Consider the following 22,095-nt stretch of genomic DNA (forward strand, 5'->3'; position numbering starts at 1 on the left):
AGGATGAGCGCGACTCAGTCCCTGACGCAGTCCACGTGGTAGCGCCCGTCCTCGCCCTTGACCAAACCATGAATGTCGGTCTCGAAGCCGGGGAAGCGCGCGTTGAAATCGCGCGCGAACTTCAGGTAACGCACGATCGTCGCGTTGAAACGCTCGCCCGGGATCAACAACGGAATGCCCGGCGGGTAAGGCGTGACCAGCATCGCGGTGACACGGCCTTCGAGCTCATCCAGCACCACGCGCTCGATCTCGCGGTGCGCCATCTTGGCGAAGGCGTCCGCAGGCTTCATCGCCGGCACCATGTCCGACAGGTACATCTCGGTCGTCAGTCGCGCGACGTCGTGGTCCTTGTAGAAGCTGTGGATCTGATTGCACAGGTCCTTCAGGCCGACGCGCTCGTAGCGGGGGTGCTTGGCGATGAACTCCGGCATCACGCGCCACAGCGGCTGGTTGCGGTCGTAGTCGTCCTTGAACTGCTGCAGCTCGGTCACCATCGTGTTCCAGCGGCCCTTGGTGATGCCGATCGTGAACATGATGAAGAAGGAATACAGGCCGGTCTTCTCGACGATGATGCCGTGTTCCGCCAGGTACTTGGTGACGATCGCTGCCGGGATGCCGGTATGTTCGGCGAAGTCGCCGTCCATGTTCAGGCCCGGAGTGATGATCGTGGCCTTGATCGGGTCGAGGATGTTGAAACCCTCGGCGAGGTTGCCAAAGCCGTGCCAACGCTCGCCTGCCTTCAGCGTCCAGTCCTCGCGACTGCCGATGCCTTCCTCGGCGAGGAACTCCGGCCCCCAGACCTGGAACCACCACTCTTCGTCGCCAAAGTCGGCATCGACCTTGCGCATGGCGCGGCGGAACTCGACCGCTTCCGACAGCGACTCGTTCACCAGCGCGGGGCCGCCCGGCGCCTCCATCATCGCCGCCGCCACGTCGCAGGACGCGATGATCGCGTACTGCGGCGAGGTGGACGTGTGCATCAGGTAGGCCTCGTTGAAGATGTCGCGGTCGAGTTTGCGCGTCTGCGAATCCTGCACCAGGATCTGCGAGGCCTGGCTCAGGCCCGCCAGCAGCTTGTGCGTGGATTGCGTCGAGAACACCATCGACTCGCGGCAGCGCGGCCGGTCGGCGCCGATCGCGTGGTAGTCGCCGTAGAAGTCGTGGAAGGCGGCATGCGGCAGCCAGGCTTCGTCGAAGTGCAGCGTGTCGATCTGGCCGTCGAGCATCTCCTTGATGGTCTCGACGTTGTATACCACGCCGTCGTAGGTCGACTGGGTGATCGTCAGGATGCGCGGCTTCTTGTTTTTGGCCTCGCGCGCGAAGGGATTGGCCTCGATCTTCTTCTGGATGTTCTCCATCGAGAACTCTTCCAGCGGGATCGGGCCGATGATGCCGTAGTGGTTGCGCGTCGGCGTCAGGAACACCGGCACCGCACCGGTCATGATGATCGAGTGGAGGATGGACTTGTGGCAGTTGCGGTCCACGACGACGATGTCGCCGGGCGCCACCGTGGTGTGCCACACCATCTTGTTCGAGGTCGAGGTGCCGTTGGTGACGAAGTAGAGATGATCGCAGTTGAAGATCCGCGCCGCGTTGCGCTCCGAGGCGGCGACCGGGCCGGTATGGTCGAGCAGCTGGCCGAGCTCATCCACCGCATTGCACACGTCGGCCCGCAGCATGTTCTCGCCGAAGAACTGGTGGAACATCTGCCCCACCGGACTCTTCAGGAAGGCGACGCCGCCGGAGTGCCCCGGGCAGTGCCAGGAATACGAGCTGTCGGCGGCGTAGTGCACCAGCGCGCGGAAGAAGGGCGGCGCCAGCGAATCCAGGTAGTTCTTCGCTTCGCGCACGACGTAGCGCGCGATGAACTCCGGTGTATCCTCGAACATGTGGATGAAGCCGTGCATCTCGCGCAGCACATCGTTGGGGATGTGGCGCGTGGTGCGCGTCTCGCCGTGCAGGAAGATCGGGATGTCGGCGTTGCGGAAGCGGATCTCCACGACGAAGGCGCGCAGATCGGCAATGGCCTTGGCCGAAGCCTCGGGCGAGGAAAACTCCTCGTCGTCGATCGACAGGATGAAGGTCGAGCCGCGGCTCTGCTGCTGCGCGAACGAGGTGAGGTCGCCGTAGCTGGTAACACCCAGCACCTCCATGCCCTCGTCCTCGATCGCCTTGGCGAGCGCGCGAATCCCCAGCCCCGAGGTGTTCTCCGAACGGAAATCCTCGTCGATGATGATGATGGGGAAGTGAAATCTCATCCTGGTCGTCTCCAGCGGGGTCCTTGCGGGACGGAAAAAAACGGAAGTGTAACCCCCGGATCATTGCCCGGGCGTTACTGAAATTGAATCGAGAAAAGCACAAGGGGCCGTCAGGCGGCCCCATATTCCGATTGCTGAGCGTCGGCGATCAGATCTTCGGCAGCGTGACGCCGGTCTGACCGAGGTACTTGCCACCGCGGTCCTTGTAGGACGTCTCGCACACCTCGTCCGATTCGAAGAACAGCATCTGCGCTACCCCTTCGTTGGCGTAGATCTTGGCCGGCAGCGGCGTGGTGTTGGAGAACTCCAGCGTCACGTGACCTTCCCACTCGGGCTCGAGCGGCGTGACGTTGACGATGATGCCGCAGCGCGCATAGGTGCTCTTGCCCAGGCACACCGTGAGCACACTGCGCGGGATGCGGAAGTACTCGACCGTGCGCGCCAGCGCGAAGGAGTTCGGCGGAATGATGCAGACGTCGCCGGTGAAATCGACGAAGTTGCGCGCATCGAAGTCCTTGGGGTCGACGATGGTGGAGTTGATGTTGGTGAAGATCTTGAATTCGTTCGCCACGCGCACGTCGTAGCCATAGCTCGAGGTGCCGTACGAGACGATGCGGCCGCTGTCGTTGCTGCGCACCAGTTCCGGCGCGAAGGGCTCGATCATGCCGGCCTCTTGGGCCATGCGGCGGATCCACTTGTCGGACTTGATGGACATGGGCGCGGGTTCCAGCGGTTGCGTTGCGACCGGCGGACGGTCGGAAAAGCCGCGTAGTGTAGGACAAGCGCCGCGGCGGGGAAAGACTCTGCGGCACAAATCGTGCGGCAGCGCAATATCCCCGGCGCGGCGCTCTTGCTGCAGGGCGGAAAGCAACCTGCCCGGTCAGCTGTTCTTGATGACGATGTTGGGGAACTTGTGCGTCATGTCCTTCGACTTCTCGGCGATGCGCACGGCCACCTTGCGCGCGATCTGTTTGTAGATCCCGGCAATGCGCCCGTCCGGATCGGCGACCACCGTGGGTGCGCCGCTGTCGGCCTCGGAGCGGATCTGGATGTCCAGCGGCAGCGCGCCAAGGAAGGGGATGTTGTAGTCCGCGCACATCTTCTCGCCGCCGCCCTGGCCGAAGATGTGTTCTTCATGACCGCACTTCGAACAGATGTGGATGCTCATGTTCTCGACCACGCCGAGGATGGGTACTCCGACCTTCTCGAACATCTTCAGGCCCTTGCGCGCGTCCAGCAGGGCGATGTCCTGCGGCGTGGTGACGATCACCGCGCCGGTCACCGGCACGCTCTGCGACAGCGTCAGCTGGATGTCGCCGGTGCCCGGCGGCATGTCGATGAGGAGGTAGTCGAGGTCGTTCCAGGCCGTGTCCTTCAGCATCTGGTTGAGCGCCTGCGTCGCCATCGGGCCGCGCCACACCATCGGCGTGTCCTGCTCGATCAGGAAACCGATCGACATCGCCTGGATGCCGTAGGCCTCGAGCGGAATCATGGTCTTGCCGTCGTCCGACATCGGCCGCTGGTCGCCGATGCCCAGCATCTGCGGCTGCGAGGGGCCATAGATGTCGGCGTCCAGGATGCCGACGCGCGCGCCTTCGGCCGCCAGCGCCAACGCGAGGTTGACCGCGGTCGTGCTCTTGCCCACACCGCCCTTGCCCGAAGCCACCGCGATGATGTTGCGCACGCCCGGCAGCAGCTTCACGCCTTGCTGCACCGCATGGGCCACGACCTTGCTGTTGACCTTGATGTCCACCCGGCCGATGCCCGGCAACCCCGCCAGCGCATTCGCCAGCTGCGCCCGGATCGGCTCGTGCTGGCTCTTCGCCGGATAGCCGAGCTCGACCTCGAAGGCGACATTGCCGCCATCCACCGCCAGGTTGCGGATGCAGCGGGTGGAGACAAAATCCTTGCCGGTGTTGGGGTCGATCACCTGCTTGAGCGCATCGGTTACGGTTTGCTGGTCAAGACTCATCGCGTTTTCCTCGATAATCGGAGCACCCGCAGCGGGGTGAAGACTGCGGAATCATACCGGAGCCCGTGCGATCGCTCATCCGCGCTACCATCAGGGTTTCCCGAACCCTGACCACCCGCGCCGCGAGCGGCGGGCGCCAACGCCCTGCGGGTCATTCACCGCCCCGACCGAACCCGCCCGCGCGGACCCTGGCCGCGCGTCAACGAATCAACTGCTGCAATGAACCTTCGTCCCCACCTGTCGCTCCTTGCCCCCGTCGTCGCGGCAGTGCTGATGTCCGCCTGCGCCACGCCGGGCACGCCCGACGCCTCGGCTGTCCTTCCTGCAGCCGACGACCCGATCCACCGCCACGCCCTGGTGCGCGAGCCTGCGCCCACCCCCGACTGGACGCGCCTGCGCCAGACGCTCAACGAGGCAACGCGCAACGCTCCCGGCGTCACCGTCGGCGCGGGCGACGCGCAGGGCCTCAAGATCGAGATCCCGGTGGCCGACGGCTTCGCCTCCGGCAGCACCGTGATCCGCCCCTCGCTTGCCTCTGCACTCGACACGATCGCGCCCTCCCTGGCCAGCGAGGCGGGCGTCGCGATCAAGGTCGTCGGCCACACCGACAGCCAGGGCAGCGAGATGATCAATCTGCGCCTGTCGATCGACCGCGCCGAAGCGGTCGTCGCCTACCTGGCCACGCGTGGCGTGGCGCCCGAGCGCCTCACCGCCGACGGCCGTGGCGAGGCGGACCCGCTCACCGGCAACGCCACCGAAGAGGGGCGCGCGCGCAACCGGCGCGTCGAACTGCTGCTGCGTGCAACGCCCTGACTGATGCCGCATGGCGTGCCCTGGCCGAAGTGGGCATGCCCGCAAGCGGCGGGGCGGCCCTGCCTGCGCTTTGTTAAACTTGCATCCTTTGATTCGCGCCGAACAGACCATGCCCCGCAAGATTCTCGTCACCAACGCCCTGCCCTACGCCAATGGCGACATCCACCTCGGCCACCTGGTGGGCTACATCCAGGCCGACATCTGGGTCCGCTACCAGCGCATGCGAGGCCATTCGGTGCACTACGTCTGTGCGGACGACACCCACGGCACGCCGGTCATGCTGCGCGCCGAGAAGGAAGGCCTGACGCCCGAGCAGCTCATCAACCGCGTACATGGCGAACACCTGCGTGACTTCACCGCCTTCGGCGTCGCCTTCGACAATTACCACTCCACGCACAGCGCCGAGAACCGCTTCTACGCCGAGGACATCTACGGCAAGCTGAAGAGCGGCGGGCTCATCGACACACGCTCGATCGAGCAGTACTACGATCCGGTCAAGGAGATGTTCCTCCCCGACCGCTTCATCAAGGGCGAGTGTCCCAAGTGCGGCGCAGCCGACCAGTACGGCGACAACTGCGAGGCCTGCGGCGCCGCCTACGCCCCCACCGAGCTCAAGAACCCCTACTCCGCGGTGTCCGGCGCCAAACCGGTGCTGAAGACCTCGGAGCACTACTTCTTCCGCCTCTCGGACGAGCGCGCGGTCGCCTTCCTGCGCGAATGGACGCACGGCACCAACGCCGCTGGCGAACGCCGCCTGCAGGCGGAAGCGGCCAACAAGATGAAGGAGTGGCTGGGCGAGGAAGGCGAGAACAAGCTCTCGGACTGGGACATCTCGCGCGACGCACCCTACTTCGGCTTCGAGATCCCGGGCGCGCCGGGCAAGTACTTCTACGTCTGGCTTGACGCGCCGATCGGCTACCTCGCCAGTTTCCGCAACCTCGCAGAGAAGCGCGCCGCCGCCGGCGAGGCGATTGCCGTCGAGGACTACACCGACGCCGCCCGCGCCGCCGCAGCCGGCACCGAGATGGTGCACTTCATCGGCAAGGACATCCTCTATTTCCACGCCCTGTTCTGGCCGGCGATGCTGAAGTTCGCCGGCTACAACACGCCGAGCCAGCTGTGCGTCAACGGCTTCCTCACCGTGGACGGCGCCAAGATGAGCAAGAGCCGCGGCACCTTCATCACCGCGCACTCCTACATCGCGCAGAAGCTCAACCCCGAGTGGCTGCGCTACTACTTCGCGGGCAAATCCAACGGCACCATGGAAGACGTCGACCTCAACCTCGACGACATGATCGCCAAGGTGAATTCCGACCTCGTCGGCAAGTTCGTGAACATCGCCAGCCGCTGCGCCGGCTTCATCGGCAAGCGCTTCGACGGCAAGCTGGGCGCGGTCGATGCCGCCGCCTGTGCCGAGTTCGCCGCGGCCTGGACCGAGGGCCGCATCGCCGCCGCCTATGACGAGCTCGACTACAGCCGCGCACTGCGCGAGATCATGCGGCTGGCCGACGTCGCCAATCAGTACGTCAACGACCACAAGCCGTGGGAACTCGCCAAGCAGGAAGGGCAGGAAGCCCATCTGCATGCCGTGTGCAGCACCGCGCTGACGATGTTCCGCGACCTCACCCGCTATCTCAAGCCGGTGCTGCCGGCGCTGGCCGCGCAGGTCGAGGCCTTCCTCGCCATCCCCGCAATGGACTGGCAGGGTGATTGGGCAGCGCTGCCCGCCGGCCACGCCATCCAGGCCTACAGCCACCTGATGACCCGCGTCGAGCGCAAGCAGATCGACGCCCTGCTCGAGGCCAACCGCGAATCGCTCGCGCCGGCCGCTGCCCCGGTGAAGGACGCCAAGGCGGCCTCCTCCCAGCAGCGCCACGCCGAGAAGCAGCAGCACACCGCGCAGGCGGCCGAGACGCCGTCGCCCCACATCTCGATCGACGACTTCACCAAGGTCGACCTGCGCATCGCCCGCATCGTCAACGCGGAGCACGTCGAAGGTGCCGACAAGCTGATCCGCCTGCAACTCGACATCGGCGAGACCGACGAGGCCGGCAACGCCAAGCCGCGCCAGGTGTTCGCTGGCATCAAGTCGGCCTACGACCCGGCAACGCTGATCGGACGCACGACGGTGATGGTTGCCAACCTCGCGCCACGCAAGATGAAGTTCGGCATGAGCGAAGGCATGGTGCTGGCTGCCTCCGACCCGGAAGGCAAGACCGGCGGCCTCTACATCCTGTCGCCGGATGCGGGCGCCGAACCGGGCATGCGGGTGAAATGACATGCTGAATCACACGCGGGCACTGGAACCCTGAGGCCATGCCGCTGACGCCCTCGAAACGCTGGATCATCCTGCATCGCGCAGGTCGAGGGCGGCTGTCTCCCTGATGCCGCCCTGCCGGGCGGCCGCACGAAACGCATCCCGATTCGAAGCGGAGACAGCATGAAGATCCAGTTCCGACCCAAACTCCTAGACACCCTGCCCGGCTACGGCCGGGCCGGATTCACGCAGGACCTGTCCGCCGGCATCACCGTCGGCGTGCTCGCGCTACCGCTGGCCATGGCCTTCGCCATCGCCTCGGGCATGTCCCCCACCGCCGGCATCTGGACCGCCATCGTCGCCGGGCTGCTCATCTCGCTGCTGGGCGGCTCGCGCGTGCAGATCGGCGGCCCGACCGGCGCCTTCATCCCGATCATCTACGCCATCGTCGCCGACCACGGCGTGCAGAACCTGCTGATCGCGACGATGATGTCCGGCGTGCTGCTGTTCGCGATGGGTGCGCTGCGGCTGGGCAACATGATCCGCTTCATCCCGCTGTCGGTCGTCATCGGCTTCACCAACGGCATCGCGGTCGTCATCTTCATCTCGCAGATCAAGGACTTCCTCGGCCTCGAGATCGACAACCTGCCCGGCGAGTTCTTCGCCAAGATGGACGCGCTGTGGGCTGCGTTGCCGACGATCAACCTGCCGACCGTTGCCGTTGCCGTCACGTCGCTCGCCGTGCTGCTGGCCTGGAACCGGCAGGCCAGGAAGGTGCCCTGGATGGCGCGCCTGCCCGGCCCGCTGGCGGTGCTGATCATCATGACGGCGCTCAATGCCCTGTTCGCGCTACCGGTGGACACCATCGGCAGCCGCTTCGGCGGCATCCCGCAGGAACTGCCCCGCATCGGCCTGCCGGAACTCAGCCTCGGCACGCTGGGCAAGCTGGTCACGCCCGCCATCACCATCGCGCTGCTAGGGGCGATCGAGTCGCTGTTGTCGGCTCGCGTCGCCGACAGCCAGATCGACGACCGCCATGACCCCAACCAGGAACTCATGGCGCAAGGCATTGCCAACGTCGCCGCACCGCTGTTCGGCGGCTTCGCCGCCACCGGCGCCATCGCCCGCACCGCGACCAACATCCGCAGCGGGGGCCACACGCCGGTCGCCGGCATCCTGCACGCCGGCGTGCTGCTGGCCATCGTCCTCGCGCTGGCGCCGCTGGCCAGCGCCATCCCGCTCGCCACGCTGTCGGCCATCGTCGTCATCGTCGCGATCAACATGGGCGAGTGGCATGCCTTCGCGCCCAGCGAACTGGCGCGCTACTCGCTGAACTACCGCACGATCCTGCTCGGCACCTTCTTCGTCACCGTGGTGTTCGACCTGACGCTCGCGGTGGAACTGGGCATGGTGCTGGCGAGCCTGTTCTTCATCTACCGCATGTCGGACCTGACCCGCATCGAGCGCGTGCCGCTGGAGGAACATTACGGCACCGAGGCCATGAGCCGTAAAGACGGCACCCCGCGCATCCTCGCCTACAAGCTGTTCGGCAGCCTGTTCTTCGGCGCTGCCAACAAGCTGGAGAACCTGCTGCTGATGCAGGACGGCCACCCGGACGTGGTGATCCTCGACCTGGACAAGGTCATCAGCCTCGACACCACCGGCCTCGACATCCTGCAGACCCTGCACCGCAACCTGCAGAAACGCGGCGCGCACCTCATCCTGTGCGGTCTGAACTCGCAGCCCGGCTCGCTGGTGTTCCGTTCCGGCTTCATGGAGCGCCTCGGTGACGAGAACGTCACCGCCAACATCACCGACGCGCTGCTGCGCGCCCAGTGGCTCAGCGGCCAGAACCCGGAGATCGCCTATGCCTGAAGACGAGGACATCGAGATCGTCGCCCGCCACCTGAGCATCCAAGGGCGGGTGCAAGGGGTGTGGTATCGCGCCAGCGCGCAGGCCGAAGCCCGTCGGCTGGGCCTGCGCGGGTGGGTGCGCAACCGTCACGACGGCAGCGTGGAAGCCTTGGTCATCGGCCTGCAAGCCGCGATCGACGCATTCATCGATTGGGCGCAGATCGGCCCGCCGAAGGCCCAGGTGCTGCGCATCGAGATCAGTACGGCCGACGAGGAACCGACCGAAGGCTTCGAGCAACGGCCCACGTGCTGAGCGCCCCTGACGCCGGAGCGCCCACGCCGCCCGCCCGGCGTCCTGCTATAATGCCAAGCCTCTGAAAACAAAAGGCATTCAATCGCCTTTCACTTCGTCGAAAGGGGCGTCATGAAGGTTCCCGAGTCTGCGCCCTGGCTGCGCAACGCAACCGGTCTCGTCCTGCTGGTACTGACGGCCGTGTTCGCGGAGCCGCTGCTGGGCTTGCTGCCGCCGGGCCTTGCGCTCGAGGAATGGTCCGACGCAGTGCGCAACGCGGCCATCGCCCTGGCGACGTTCACCGGCGCCCATCTCATGCATTCGCTGGCGGCTGCGCGGCTTTCGCAACGCCGCAAGGGGCACAGGCCGGTGCCCAAGGTGCTGCTCGATCTGCTCAGGGTGTTCCTGTACGCGCTGGCGCTGCTGGTCTCCCTGTCATTGCTGTTCCGCCAAGACCTGTCGGGCATTCTCACCGGCTCGGGCCTGGTGCTGGCGGTGCTCGGCTTCGCCATCCGCAACGTGGTCGCGGACACGCTGTCGGGCATCGCCCTCGGGATCGAGGCGCCGTTCCGCATGGGCGACTGGGTGCGGATCGAGACCCTGGCCCAGGGCCGGGTACAGGAGATCGGCTGGCGGACGACACGACTGGTCACCCGCGACAGCACCTATGTGATCCTGCCCAACAGCCAGATCTCGCGCCAGCGCATCACCAATTTCAGCGCGCCACGCAAGGAGTACCGCGACCATGCCGAACTCACCCTGCCGGTGACCCTGGCGGTGGCGGACGCCAAGGCGCTGATCCTCGAGGCCCTGCAGCAGGCCGAGAACATCGTCGGCGAAAAGGCACCCGAGGTCCAGGTGGTGAATTACGGCCCGCAGGGCGTCACCTACCAAGTGAAATACTGGGTGCCGCAGCACGACCGCGAGCCGGTCTGCCGCAACGAGGTCTTCAGCCTGGTCGATGCGGCGCTGCGCGCCCGGGGCACGCCGCTCATGCAGGTCCCGCCCGCGTGCCCCGTGTGCAACGCCGACCGGATCGAAACATGCCCCTGACGCTGCGCCTGCAGCTTCAGGGGTAGATCACCTCCACCGACTCGGGCGGCAACCATTCGCGCAGGCTTTCCAGCAAGGCGTCGTCCAGCCGCACGCGCCATCCGTCGCCGAAGGGCAGGTCGGCCTCGGCCGCGGCGTTGCGATACGTCACCCGGATCGGGCAGCCACCTTCACGGAAAGGCTCGAGCAGGGTCTGCAGCTTGCCGGCTGTCGCAGCCGCGCCTCCGCCCGCCCCGACCTCGCCATTGATGCGCAGCTGCAGCGCGCGCGCAAAACGGCTCCGCGCCTCGCCCAGCGTCAGCAGGCGGTCGGCGATGATACGCAAGCCCCCCGAGAACTCGTCGTTGCTGACCTTGGCCTCGACCACCAGCACCTCGTCGGTGACGATCTTGCCGCGGTTGGCGTCCAGCACTTCGGAATAGACCATCACCTCACGCGGCTGGGTGCCGTCATCGAGCAGCACGAAGGCCATCTTGCCGCGGTTACCCATTTTGGTCCGCGTCTCCATGACCACGCCTGCCAGCATGGTGATGTCGCGCGAGGGCTCGAGCTGCGCAAGCGTGCGGCGTACGAAGCGGCGCACCTCGCCCTTGAAGCTGTTGAAAGGATGGCCCGACAGGAAGAAGCCGATCGCGAGCTTCTCTTCCTTCAGCCGCTCGCGCTCGGTCCAGGGCCGGATCTTCGCGAATGCAGGCGCTGCGCCCGCAGCTTCCGGCATCAGGTCGAACAACCCGCCCTGCATCGCATTCGCTGCAGCCTGCTCGGCCGCCTCCATCGCCAGCGCAACGGTGGCCATCAGCTGGGCGCGGTCCAAGCCCTGGTGGCCGGACAGCGTGTCCATCGCGCCAGCGCGGATCAGCGCCTCGATGACGCGGCGGTTAACCATGCGCCGGTCGACGCGCTCGCAGAACTCGAACAGATCGCGGAAGGCCCCCGCCTTCTCGCGTGCCGCCAGGATCGCCCGCACCGCCGGCTCGCCCACCCCCTTCACCGCGCCCAGGCCGTAGCGGATCGTCTTGCGGTCCACCGGCACGAAGCGGTAGTCCGATTCATTCACGTCCGGCGGCAGCACCGCGATGCCGTTGGCGACCGTGTCCTCGTAGAAGATCTTGACGGTATCGGTGTTGTCCAGGTCGGACGACATCGTCGCCGCCATGAAGGCCGCGCAGTGATGAGCCTTGAGCCAGGCGGTGTGGTAGGTGACGACCGCGTAGGCGGCGGTGTGCGACTTGTTGAAGCCGTACTCCGCGAACTTGGTCATCAGATCGAAGAGCTGCTCGGCCAGCGCCGGATCGTAGCCCTTCTGCTTGGCGCCCTCGGCGATGGTGGCGCGGTGCTTGGCCATCTCCTCGGGCTTCTTCTTGCCCATCGCGCGCCGCAGCATGTCGGCGCCGCCCAGGGTGTAGCCTCCGATGATCTGGGAGATCTGCATCACCTGTTCCTGATACACGATGACGCCGTAGGTCGGCTCCAGGCAGGCTTTCAGGTCGGGATGGAAGTAGTCGATCTCCTGCTGGCCCTTCTTGCGCAGGATGAAGTCGTCCACCATGCCCGAGCCGAGCGGGCCCGGCCGGTAGAGCGCGAGCACCGCGATGATGTCCTCGAAGCGGTCGGGGGCAAGCTTCTTGAGCAGCTTCTTCATGCCGTCCGATTCGACCTGGAAGATCGCCGTGGTGTTGGCGTCCTTCAGGATCTGGTAGGCGGCCGGGTCTTCGAAGCCCAGGCTCATCAGGTCGGGCCGGCTGCCGGTCATGCGCGCGATGTATTCCAGCGCCAGCTCGATGATGGTGAGGTTGCGCAGGCCGAGGAAGTCGAACTTCACCAGGCCGACGGCTTCCACGTCGTCCTTGTCGAACTGCGACACCGGCGTGGCGTCGTCGCCATCGGCGATGTACAGCGGGCAGAAGTCGGTGAGCTTGCCCGGCGCGATCAGCACGCCGCCGGCGTGCATGCCGACGCCGCGGGTCAGGCCCTCGAGCGGCTGCGCCAGGCCCCACAGGGTCTGGACGGCCTCGCCGTCGTTGCCGTCCTTCATCATCTCGCCGATCTGCGGCTCCATCTCGTAGGCCTTGTTCAGCGAGACGGGCTTGGCCCCTTCGATCGGGATCAGCTTGGACAGGCGGTCGCACAGGCCATAGGGCATGTCGAGCACCCGGCCAACGTCGCGCACCACGGCCTTGGAGGCCAGCGTGCCGAAGGTGGCGATCTGGCTCACCGCCTCCTTGCCGTAACGCTCGCGCACGTACTCGATGACGCGGTAACGGTTGTCCTGGCAGAAGTCGATGTCGAAGTCGGGCATCGACACCCGCTCCGGGTTCAGGAAGCGCTCGAACAGCAGCGCGTACTCCAGCGGGTCGAGGTCGGTGATGTCGAGCGAATAGGCCACCAGCGAGCCGGCGCCCGAGCCGCGGCCCGGACCAACCGGCACGCCGTTCTTCTTGCCCCAGCGGATGAAGTCGGCAACGATCAGGAAGTAGCCGGGGAAGCCCATCTGGATGATGGTGTCGGTCTCGAACTTGAGCCGTTCCTCGTAGCGAGGACGTTGCTTCTCGCGCTCCTCGGGTTGGGGATAGAGTTGTACGAGACGTTTCTCGAGGCCGGCCTTGGCCTCCTGCACCAGGAAGTCGTCCAGCGTCATGCCTTCCGGCGTCGGAAACAGCGGCAGGAAGTTCTTGCCCAGCTGTACCGTCAGCGAGCAGCGGCGGGCGATCTCGACCGCGTTCTCGAGCGCCTCGGGGATGTCGGCGAACAGCTCGCACATCTCCGCCTGGCTCTTGAGGTACTGCTCCTCGGTGAAGTCGCGCGGCCGGCGCTTGTCGGCCAGCACATAGCCCTGGGCGATGCACACCCGCGCCTCGTGCGCCCGGAAGTCCTCGCGCTTGAGGAACTGCACGGGGTGGGTCGCCACCACCGGAATCCCCAGTTCGCCGGCGATATCGAGCGCGTGACGGATGTACGCCTCGGTACCCGGATGGCCTGCGCGCTGGATCTCGAGGTAGAACGCATCGGGAAACAGCCGCGACCAGTCGGCTGCGAGTTGTGTTGCCAGCTCGCGATTGCCCGCGGCAATCGCCACGCCGATGTCGCCGTGCATCGCGCCCGACAGGCACAAGAGCTCACTGGCGGCGCCGTTCTCGAACCACTCGCGCCGCATCTCGGCACGGCCGCGGTACTTGTTGTCGAGATAGGCGCGTGTCAGCAGTTCGCATAGCTGGCCATAGCCCACGCGGTTCTTGCAGATCAGCAGGACGCGGTGGGGCTTGTCGCGCTCGGCTTCGTTCTGGATCCAGGCATCGACACCGACGACCGGCTTGACGCCCTTGCCGCGGGCGGTCTTGTAGAACTTGACCGTGCCAAAAAGGTTGGCGAGGTCGGAGATGCCGAGCGCCGGCATGCCATCATCGGCAGCGGCCGCCACGGCTTGGTCGATCTGGACGATGCCGTCGGTGATCGAGAACTCGGAGTGAAGGCGAAGATGGACGAAGCGCGGCTGATGCGGCGTAAGGGAGGAAGAATTCGGGTCGGCAATCATGCGCCGAATTTTACCCGAGCTCGCCCATCTTCACCGGCGCGACGGCGGCAGGCACGGTCACGCCAGCGCTCGGCGGCCGAGCGATCGCGCCGGCCGGATCACCGGCGCGGAGCGAGTCGCCCGGCGACGGAGACTCAGGGCAGCAGGATGGTCGAGCCGGTGGTCCTGCGCCCTTCGAGGTCGCGGTGCGCCTGCTCTGCATCCTTCAATGCGTAGCGCTGGTTGATCGCGATGCGCACCCGGCCCGAGCCGACGACCTCGAACAGGTCGGTGCAGCGTTGCGTCAGTTCTTCACGCGTGGCGATGTAGTCCAGCAAGCCAGGACGGGTCACGTAGACGGACCCCGAGCGCGCCAGCAGCGCACAATCGAACGGCGCCACCGGGCCGGTCGCATTGCCGAAGCTCACCATCATGCCGCGCCGCTGCAGGCAGGATACGGAATCGAGGAAGGTATCGCGGCCGACCGAGTCGTACACCACCGCCACGCCCTTGCCCGCCGTCAGCTCGCGCACCCGCTCCGGAAAGCGCTCGCGCGAATAGACGATCACGTGGTCGCAGCCCAGCGCCTTCGCCTGCACGGCCTTGTCGTCGTTGCCAACGGTGCCGATGACGGTGGCGCCGAGCAGCTTCGCCCACTGCACCAGGATCGAGCCGACCCCGCCGGCCGCGGCATGGACCAGGATGGTCTCGCCCGCCTGCACCGGGTAGGTGCTGTGCAGCAGGTAATGGGCCGTGACCCCCTGTAGCATCATCCCCGCGCCCTGCTCGAAGGAGATCGCCTCCGGCAGGCGTACGAGGTGACGCGCCTCGATGTTGCGCGCCTCGGCGTAGGCCCCGAGCGGCCCGCTGGTATAGGCGACGCGGTCGCCGACCTGCAGTTCAGCCACGCCCTCGCCCACCGCCTCGACCACGCCGGCGCCTTCCATGCCGAGCCCTGAAGGCAGCGGCAGCGGATACAGCCCGCTGCGGTGATAGGTGTCGATGAAGTTCAGACCCACCGCATGGTGACGCACGCGGACCTCGCCAGCGGCCGGTGCCGGCAGCTCGACGGCCTCCCACTGCAGCACTTCGGGACCGCCCGTGCGGTGGAAGCGGATTGCATGGATCATCTCTGTCTCCTTCATTCAGTTGGGGTCGGATCGGCGTCTCGCCGTCTCAGCGCACCAGCGAGAAGCCGATGCGCCACTGGCCGTCGCTCTTCTCGTTGTAATCGAGCAGGGTCTCGCCGTAGCCGCTCAGGTACTGCAGGTGGGCGAAGGCGCCGACGCCCGAGAAAACGCTGCGGCGCAGGGGATAGGAAAGATCGAACTGGCGACGCATCTTGCCGGCCGTTCCCCGGCGCAGCAAGGAGGTCAGCATCAGCCCGTCCTCACGCCCGAGCCGCAGGCCGAGTTCCGCATAGCCGCGGTAGCGCGCGATGTCCGGATTGTCCGCGCGGTCGAGATAGCTCCAGACCTTGGGCTCGATACCGAAGTAGGTGACGCCGTCCTCGAGGTAGTAGCGACCTTCCGCCTTCAGGAACAGCGTGTCGATGCTGCGCGATGATTCGTCGTCCTTGCCGTTCGACTCATGCTCGTAGCCGCCCGACAGGGCGACGAAGCCGCCGCGCTCGGGATCGGACAGCCGCCAGCGGTAGAACAGCGAGGGGCGGAAGCTGGAATCGCGGAAGGGCTTGGAGTCGGACTGCAGGTCCCACAGCGAAGTCTGTGTGAAACCGAAGTACAGCCCGCGCGCCACCGGGAAATGCTCGCCCACCACGCCGTGGTCGTCGAACAGGCGGTAGCGGAAGCTGAACTGGAAGCGGGCAGAGACCGGATCCTCGCCCCCGACGAGGAAATACATCGGCTCGTGGAAACCCAGCGCCGAGGCCTCGACCGCCGGGCCCGAGGCCGCTGCCGCCGGTATCACATCGCCGCGCGACGCCACCGTACCCGACTGCGCGGTCTGCAACGGCGTACGACTTGCCGCACCCGCATCGAGCACGATTCGGGCGGACGCTGCATCCACCAGCGACAGCGTCGCAAAGCCGAGCACCTCCTCCGGCCAGCGTCCGACATAGCGCCGCTGCTGGGCGCGCTCGTCGGTCGGCGCAGCCGCGACCAGTTCGAGCGCAATCCGCGGCCCGCCATCGGGCAACTCGATCTGGGCCGGCAGTCGCTCGGGCAGATCGGCGCCCCCCGGCAGGCCGATCACCACCACGCTGAAGCTGCTGCCCGGCACCACCCGGGGTTCCGGTGAGGCCAGCAGCCAGGCGGAGGCCATGGCCGGCATGGATGCCAGCAGCCCGGTCAGGACGAGCGCGCGACGGCAGATCGACGAAATGTGCATTTTCTCGACAAGCAATGGAAAACGGGCAGCCATGATAAGGGCTGCCCGTTCCCGGGTTGGTGAGGATTCGTGTCGGCGGCCGCCCGCGGCGGGCGGCACGCCGGCAGCGCTCAGCGCGCCCGTGCCTCCTGCGCATCCACCACCGCCAGCGCGGTGATGTTGACCAGACGGCGCACGGTCGCCGACGGGGTCAGGATGTGAACCGGCTTGGCCGCCCCGAGCAGGATGGGACCGATCGACACGCCGTCGCCGTTGGCCATCTTCATCAGGTTGAAGGAGATGTTGGCGGCGTCGAGGTTGGGCATCACCAGCAGGTTGGCCTCGCCCTTGAGGCGCGAGTCGGGATGCAGATTGTCGCGGATCTCCTCGGACAGCGCGGCGTCGCCGTGCATCTCGCCGTCCACGTTCAGGTCGGGCGCGGTTTCGTGGAGGATCTCGCAGGCACGACGCATCTTGCGCGCCGAAGCGGAGTTGGAGCTGCCGAAGCTGGAGTGCGACAACAGCGCGACGTTGGGTTCGATGCCAAAGCGACGCAGTTCCTCGGCCGCCATGCGCGCGATCTCGGCGACTTCCTCCGCGCTCGGGTTTTCGTTCACATAGGTGTCGGTCACGGCCAGCATCCGCTTGGTCAGCATCAGCAGGTTCATCGCGGCGAACTGCTTGGCGCCGGGCGCGAGGCCGATCACGTCGGCGACCTGCTTGAGGTGGTACTCGTAGGTGCCGAAGGTGCCGCACACCAGCGCGTCCGCGTCGCCACGGCGCAGCAGCATGACGCCGATCAGCGTCGTGTCACGACGGATCCTGGCCTTGGCGAGGTCGGGCGTGACGCCGTCGCGGCCCATCAGCTTGTAGTACTCGGTCCACAGCTCGCGGTAACGCGGATCGGACTCGGGATTGACGACCTCGAAATCGCGGCCCGGCTTCAGGTTGAGGCCGATCTTCTTGATCCGCATCTCGATGACTTCGGGACGGCCGATCAGGATCGGACGGGCGACGCCCTCGTCCAGCACCACGCGGACCGCATGCAGCACACGCTCGTCCTCGCCCTCGGCGTAGATCACGCGCTTGTGCTCGTCCGGCACCGCCTTTGCGGCGGAGAACACCGGCTTCATGACGATGCCGGACTGGTAGACGAAGGCATTGAGGCTGGACACGTAGGCGTCGAAGTCCTCGATCGGCTTGGTCGCCACGCCGGAGTCCATCGCCGCCTTCGCCACCGCGGGCGCGATCTTGACGATCAGGCGCGGATCGAAGGGCTTGGGAATGATGTACTCGGGGCCAAAGCTCAGCTCCTGGCCGCCATAGGCGCTGGCGACGATGTCGCTCGCCTCCGCCTCGGCCAGCTCGGCAATCGCCTTGACGCAAGCGAGCTTCATCTCCTCGTTGATCGTGGTCGCGCCCACATCCAGCGCGCCGCGGAAGATGAAGGGGAAGCACAGGACGTTGTTGACCTGGTTCGGGAAGTCGGAGCGGCCGGTCGCGATCACGCAGTCCGGGCGAACCGCCTTGGCGTCGGCCGGCAGGATCTCGGGGTTCGGGTTGGCAAGCGCGAAGATCAGCGGCTTGTCGGCCATCTTCGCGACCATCTCGGGCTTCAGCACGCCGGCCGTCGACAGGCCGAGGAAGACGTCGGCCCCCTCGATGACCTCACCCAGCGTGCGCGCCGCGGTCTTCTGCGCGTAACGGGCCTTGGTCGGCTCCATGTTGGCCTCGCGGCCTTCGTAGATGACGCCCTTGGAGTCGCAGACGGTGATGTTCTCGCGCTTCATGCCGACGCTGACCATCAGGTCGAGGCAGGCGATGGCCGCGGCGCCTGCGCCCGAGCACACCAGCCTGACCTTGTCGATGTCCTTGCCCACGACCTTCAGGCCATTGATCAGGCCGGCGGCCGAGATGATGGCCGTGCCGTGCTGGTCATCGTGGAAGACCGGAATCTTCATGCGCTCGCGCAGCTTCTGCTCGATGTAGAAGCATTCGGGCGCCTTGATGTCCTCGAGGTTGATGCCGCCCAGCGTGGGTTCCAGCGCGGCGATGATCTCGATCAGCTTGTCCGGGTCGTTCTCGGCCAGCTCGATGTCGAACACGTCGATGTTGGCGAACTTCTTGAACAGGCAGCCCTTGCCTTCCATCACCGGCTTGGACGCCAGCGGCCCGATGTTGCCCAGGCCCAGCACCGCCGTACCGTTGGTCACCACCGCGACGAGATTGCCGCGGCTGGTGAGCTCGAAGGCTTCGGCCGGATCGGCGACGATGGCATCGCACGCAGCGGCCACGCCCGGTGAGTACGCAAGCGCGAGATCGCGCTGGTTGGTCAGCCCCTTGGTGGGAACGACCGAGATCTTGCCCCGCGTCGGCGAGCGGTGATAGTCGAGCGCTGCGGCGATGAAATCCTGATCCATGTGTTCTCCCCTCGTGCAAATGAGGTGTGTCTTATTGATTGAAATGGGCGCCAAGCCCACCTGCCGCGCACCACCCGGGACGTGCGGGCGCGATTCGATCGTTGCGGACGTTTGTTGTTGTCGGTCTGTACGCCACGCCTCGGTCCGCTGCGGGCATCGGGTTTACCCTCGATTGACGTCGCGGAAGTTTAGCGCAGCCACCCTGCTTTGGCACGTGCGATGACGGCCGGCTGCAGCGTGAAACCCCTTCTGGGAGCGCATTTTTGGCAGAATGCGGACTCGGACGGAGGGAGTGAAGCATGCGACGTGTGGTATTCAATCAGAAAGGCGGCGTCGGCAAATCGACGATTACCTGCAACCTGGCAGCGATCAGTGCGCAACAGGGCAAGCGCACCCTGGTGATCGACCTCGACCCACAGGGCAACTCGACCCAGTACCTGCTGGGGGCGGCCGTCGATGACCTCGAGGCCACGCTGGCGGACTTCTTCGACCAGACGCTCAATTTCAAGCTCAACCCGCGCGCCACCGAGGAGTTCGTCGTCGCCACCCCGTTCGAGCGCCTGCACGTGATGCCCTCGCATCCCTTGCTCGAGGAACTTCAGAGCAAGCTCGAATCGCGCTACAAGATCTACAAGCTGCGCGACGCGCTCAACGAACTGGCCTCGGAATACGACTGCGTGTTCATCGACACGCCGCCGGCGCTCAATTTCTTCACCCGCTCGGCACTGATCGCCGCCGACACCTGCCTGATTCCCTTCGACTGCGACGAGTTCTCGCGCAAGGCGCTGTATTCGCTGCTCGAGAACGTGCAGGAGATCAAGTCGGACCACAACCGCGACCTGCAGGTCGAGGGCATCGTGGTCAACCAGTTCCAGCCGCGCGCCAGCCTGCCGCAGAAGGTGGTGCAGGAACTGGTCGACGAGGGCCTGCCGGTGCTGCAGCCCTACCTGTCAGCCTCGGTGAAGATCAAGGAGTCGCACGAGCAGGCGAAGCCGATGATCCATCTCGACCCGAAGCACAAGCTGTCGCAGGAGTTCGTCGCACTGCATGACACCCTGGCGCGCACCTACGGCGCCTGAACTGAGCCGGCCGAGCCGGGCTTACACCGGCTCCAGCTTCGCCACCGCCAGCAGCAGCCATTTGACGCCGGCGGGGCCGAAGTTGATCTGCACCTTGGCGTCCGCGCCGCTGCCCTCGGCGGCGACGATCACACCCTGGCCGAACTTCGCGTGGCTGACCGACTGCCCGATGCGCAGACCGTTGGGCAGCGTGGCGAAGGTCGGCCGCGGCGCACGCTGCACCTGCGACGCAGATGAAGGCTTGAAGTAGCCCCCGCCCATGCCACCCATCGCGCCCCCCGCCGCCGAGCGCGGGTTCGGCGGGGTCAGCCACTTGGTCAGCTCCGCCGGGATCTCCTCCAGGAAGCGCGAGCGCAGGTTGTAGCGCGTCTGCCCGTGCAGCATGCGGCTCTGCGCGAAGCTCAGGTACAGCCGCTCGCGCGCACGGGTGACCGCCACGTACATCAGCCGGCGCTCCTCCTCCAGGCCATCGGTCTCGAGGATGCTGTTCTCGTGCGGGAACAGGCCCTCCTCCAGCCCGGACAGGAACACCACGTTGAACTCCAGGCCCTTGGCCGCGTGCACCGTCATCAGCTGCACCGCATCCGCGCCCTGGTCGGCCTGGTGGTCGCCGGCCTCGAGCGAAGCGTGGGCGAGGAAGTCCGCCAGCAGCGCGTGGGGCTGCGCCAGCGCATCCGCATCGGCCTGCGACTCGGCGAGGAAGTTCGCCGCAGCGTTGATCAGTTCGTCCAGGTTCTCCAGGCGCTCGCGGCCTTCCTTGTCGGCCTTGTAGTGCCCGCGCAGGCCGCTGAGGTCGAGCACGTGGTCGACCAGCTCAGGCAGCGGCAGGCTGGCGGTATCGCGGCGCAGGTCCTCGACCAGGCGCACGAACTGCGCCAGCGAAGTGCCGGGCTTGCCGGTGAGATGCGGCACCGTCGCATACAGGCTGGTGTTGTAGACGCGCGCCGCATCGGTCAGCACCTCCAGCGAACGCGCGCCGATGCCGCGGGTGGGAAAGTTCACCACCCGCGCGAAAGACGTGTCGTCATCGGGGTTGGCAATCAGGCGCAGGTAGGCGAGCGCGTGCTTGATCTCCTGGCGCTCGAAGAAGCGCAGGCCGCCATACACGCGGTAGGGGATGCCGGCCGAGAACAGCTGATGCTCGAGCACCCGCGACTGCGCGTTGGAGCGGTACAGCAACGCGGTCTCGCTCCTCAGCGCGCCATCGCGCACCAGCGACTGGATCTCCTCGACGATCCAGCGCGCCTCGTCGCCGTCCGAGAAGGCCTCGAACACGCGAATCGGCTCGCCCGCGCCCTGGTCGGTCCACAGGTTCTTGCCCAGGCGGTTGCTGTTGTGCCGGATGATCGCGTTGGCGGCATCCAGGATATTGCTGTGCGAGCGGTAGTTCTGCTCCAGGCGGATCACGTTCTGCACCCGGAACTCGCGTTCGAAGTCGCGCATGTTGCCGACTTCGGCGCCGCGGAAACGATAGATGCTCTGGTCGTCGTCGCCGACGCAGAACATCGCCGCGCCGCCCTCGCGCCCCTCATCGGCGAAGAGCTTCAGCCAGCGGTACTGCAGGCGGTTGGTGTCCTGGAACTCATCGACCAGGATGTGGCGGAAGCGGCGCTGGTAGTGGCGGCGCAGCGGTTCGTTACGCTCCAGCAACTCGTAGCTGCGCAGCAGCAACTCCGCAAAATCCACAACAGACTCGCGCTGGCACTGCGCTTCATACTCCTGAAACAGCTGTACCCGCTGGCGAGTGTAGTCGTCCCAGGCCTCGACCGCGTGCGGCCGGTTGCCGGCTTCCTTCTGGCCGTTGATGAAGTGTTGCAGTTCGCGCGGCGGGAATTTCTCGTCGTCGACGTTGAGCGTCTTCAGCAGGCGCTTGATGGCGGCAAGCTGGTCGCCCGAATCGAGGATCTGGAACAGCTGCGGCAGCCCTGCATCCCGGTGATGGGCGCGCAGCAGGCGGTTTGCCAGGCCATGGAAGGTGCCTATCCACATGCCGCGGGTACTGACCGGCAGCATCGTGGACAGCCGGGCCAGCATCTCCTTGGCCGCCTTGTTGGTGAAGGTCACCGCGAGGATGCCCGCGGGGTCGACCTGGCCCGACTGGATCAGCCACGCGATGCGGGTCGTCAGCACACGCGTCTTGCCCGAGCCGGCACCAGCCAGGATCAGCGCGTGTTGCGACGGCAGGGTGACGGCCTGCAGTTGTTCGGAGTTGAGATTGGCAAGCAGGTTGGACATCGGCGTTCCTTCGTGAGGACCGC

At 66.3% G+C, this 22,095-nt stretch carries 14 protein-coding genes; 6 read left to right on the forward strand and 8 right to left on the reverse strand.

What is annotated here, in order from left to right; genetic code table 11:
* Positions 1-14 precede the first annotated feature (14 nt).
* The 3 genes from AC731_RS10540 to apbC form a co-directional block, all read right to left on the reverse strand.
* A complete protein-coding gene (locus AC731_RS10540; RefSeq protein ID WP_004260892.1) occupies positions 15-2,258 on the reverse strand; it encodes an arginine/lysine/ornithine decarboxylase in 2,244 nt (747 codons plus the stop codon).
* Between the two features lie 148 nt (positions 2,259-2,406).
* Positions 2,407-2,973 (reverse strand): dCTP deaminase, encoded by a 567-nt coding sequence (gene dcd / locus AC731_RS10545; RefSeq protein WP_048705906.1) that lies wholly within the window; start codon positions 2,971-2,973, stop codon positions 2,407-2,409.
* A gap of 165 nt (positions 2,974-3,138) precedes the next feature.
* Complete coding sequence (apbC, locus tag AC731_RS10550) at positions 3,139-4,230, reverse strand: iron-sulfur cluster carrier protein ApbC (RefSeq protein WP_048705908.1); 1,092 nt, start codon at positions 4,228-4,230, stop codon at positions 3,139-3,141.
* Between the two features lie 219 nt (positions 4,231-4,449).
* On the opposite strand from apbC, the gene AC731_RS10555 reads away from it, so the two are divergent.
* The 5 genes from AC731_RS10555 to AC731_RS10575 all read left to right on the forward strand — a co-directional run bounded on the left by AC731_RS10555 (position 4,450) and on the right by AC731_RS10575 (position 10,499).
* The gene (locus AC731_RS10555; protein WP_004260905.1) at positions 4,450-5,043 is read left to right on the forward strand and encodes an OmpA family protein; all 594 of its coding nucleotides are present in this window, start codon (positions 4,450-4,452) and stop codon (positions 5,041-5,043) included.
* Between the two features lie 109 nt (positions 5,044-5,152).
* Complete coding sequence (gene metG, locus AC731_RS10560; protein ID WP_048705911.1) at positions 5,153-7,321, forward strand: methionine--tRNA ligase; 2,169 nt, start codon at positions 5,153-5,155, stop codon at positions 7,319-7,321.
* A gap of 162 nt (positions 7,322-7,483) precedes the next feature.
* Positions 7,484-9,175 (forward strand): SulP family inorganic anion transporter, encoded by a 1,692-nt coding sequence (locus AC731_RS10565; RefSeq protein WP_048705913.1) that lies wholly within the window; start codon positions 7,484-7,486, stop codon positions 9,173-9,175.
* Complete coding sequence (locus tag AC731_RS10570; protein WP_048705915.1) at positions 9,168-9,467, forward strand: acylphosphatase; 300 nt, start codon at positions 9,168-9,170, stop codon at positions 9,465-9,467. Before AC731_RS10565 ends, AC731_RS10570 begins: the two co-directional genes overlap by 8 nt.
* A gap of 111 nt (positions 9,468-9,578) precedes the next feature.
* Complete coding sequence (locus AC731_RS10575) at positions 9,579-10,499, forward strand: mechanosensitive ion channel family protein (RefSeq protein WP_048705918.1); 921 nt, start codon at positions 9,579-9,581, stop codon at positions 10,497-10,499.
* Between the two features lie 16 nt (positions 10,500-10,515).
* On the opposite strand, the gene dnaE is transcribed toward AC731_RS10575, so the two are convergent.
* The 4 genes from dnaE to AC731_RS10595 form a co-directional block, all read right to left on the reverse strand.
* Complete coding sequence (gene dnaE / locus AC731_RS10580; protein WP_048705921.1) at positions 10,516-14,031, reverse strand: DNA polymerase III subunit alpha; 3,516 nt, start codon at positions 14,029-14,031, stop codon at positions 10,516-10,518.
* A gap of 134 nt (positions 14,032-14,165) precedes the next feature.
* Positions 14,166-15,140 (reverse strand): quinone oxidoreductase family protein, encoded by a 975-nt coding sequence (locus AC731_RS10585; RefSeq protein WP_048705923.1) that lies wholly within the window; start codon positions 15,138-15,140, stop codon positions 14,166-14,168.
* 46 nt (positions 15,141-15,186) lie between these two features.
* The gene (locus AC731_RS10590; protein WP_048705925.1) at positions 15,187-16,392 is read right to left on the reverse strand and encodes a phospholipase A; all 1,206 of its coding nucleotides are present in this window, start codon (positions 16,390-16,392) and stop codon (positions 15,187-15,189) included.
* Between the two features lie 77 nt (positions 16,393-16,469).
* Positions 16,470-18,758: an NADP-dependent malic enzyme gene (locus AC731_RS10595; RefSeq protein WP_004260922.1), complete on the reverse strand. Its 2,289-nt coding sequence runs from the start codon at positions 18,756-18,758 to the stop codon at positions 16,470-16,472.
* Positions 18,759-19,057: 299 nt separating this feature from the next.
* Between AC731_RS10595 and AC731_RS10600 the strand changes: the two genes are divergently transcribed.
* Positions 19,058-19,837, forward strand: a complete 780-nt coding sequence (locus tag AC731_RS10600; protein WP_004260924.1) for a ParA family protein — start codon at positions 19,058-19,060, stop codon at positions 19,835-19,837.
* Between the two features lie 21 nt (positions 19,838-19,858).
* Here AC731_RS10600 and AC731_RS10605 read toward each other — a convergent pair whose 3' ends face one another.
* The gene (locus AC731_RS10605; protein ID WP_048705928.1) at positions 19,859-22,072 is read right to left on the reverse strand and encodes a UvrD-helicase domain-containing protein; all 2,214 of its coding nucleotides are present in this window, start codon (positions 22,070-22,072) and stop codon (positions 19,859-19,861) included.
* Positions 22,073-22,095: the final 23 nt, after the last annotated feature.

It is taken from the genome of Thauera humireducens, assembly GCF_001051995.2.
GTDB classification, from domain to species: Bacteria; Pseudomonadota; Gammaproteobacteria; order Burkholderiales; family Rhodocyclaceae; genus Thauera; species Thauera humireducens.

Excerpts from the sequence above, each read along its gene's own strand:
- apbC (WP_048705908.1), bottom strand. The coding sequence starts at position 4,230 with ATGAGTCTTGACCAGCAAACCGTAACCGATGCGCTCAAGCAGGTGATC.
- AC731_RS10585 (WP_048705923.1), bottom strand. The coding sequence starts at position 15,140 with ATGATCCATGCAATCCGCTTCCACCGCACGGGCGGTCCCGAAGTGCTG.
- AC731_RS10555 (WP_004260905.1), top strand. The coding sequence starts at position 4,450 with ATGAACCTTCGTCCCCACCTGTCGCTCCTTGCCCCCGTCGTCGCGGCA.
- dnaE (WP_048705921.1), bottom strand. The coding sequence starts at position 14,031 with ATGATTGCCGACCCGAATTCTTCCTCCCTTACGCCGCATCAGCCGCGC.
- AC731_RS10570 (WP_048705915.1), top strand. The coding sequence starts at position 9,168 with ATGCCTGAAGACGAGGACATCGAGATCGTCGCCCGCCACCTGAGCATC.
- AC731_RS10575 (WP_048705918.1), top strand. The coding sequence starts at position 9,579 with ATGAAGGTTCCCGAGTCTGCGCCCTGGCTGCGCAACGCAACCGGTCTC.
- AC731_RS10565 (WP_048705913.1), top strand. The coding sequence starts at position 7,484 with ATGAAGATCCAGTTCCGACCCAAACTCCTAGACACCCTGCCCGGCTAC.
- AC731_RS10595 (WP_004260922.1), bottom strand. The coding sequence starts at position 18,758 with ATGGATCAGGATTTCATCGCCGCAGCGCTCGACTATCACCGCTCGCCG.
- AC731_RS10600 (WP_004260924.1), top strand. The coding sequence starts at position 19,058 with ATGCGACGTGTGGTATTCAATCAGAAAGGCGGCGTCGGCAAATCGACG.
- AC731_RS10540 (WP_004260892.1), bottom strand. The coding sequence starts at position 2,258 with ATGAGATTTCACTTCCCCATCATCATCATCGACGAGGATTTCCGTTCG.
- AC731_RS10590 (WP_048705925.1), bottom strand. The coding sequence starts at position 16,392 with ATGGCTGCCCGTTTTCCATTGCTTGTCGAGAAAATGCACATTTCGTCG.
- metG (WP_048705911.1), top strand. The coding sequence starts at position 5,153 with ATGCCCCGCAAGATTCTCGTCACCAACGCCCTGCCCTACGCCAATGGC.
- dcd (WP_048705906.1), bottom strand. The coding sequence starts at position 2,973 with ATGTCCATCAAGTCCGACAAGTGGATCCGCCGCATGGCCCAAGAGGCC.
- AC731_RS10605 (WP_048705928.1), bottom strand. The coding sequence starts at position 22,072 with ATGTCCAACCTGCTTGCCAATCTCAACTCCGAACAACTGCAGGCCGTC.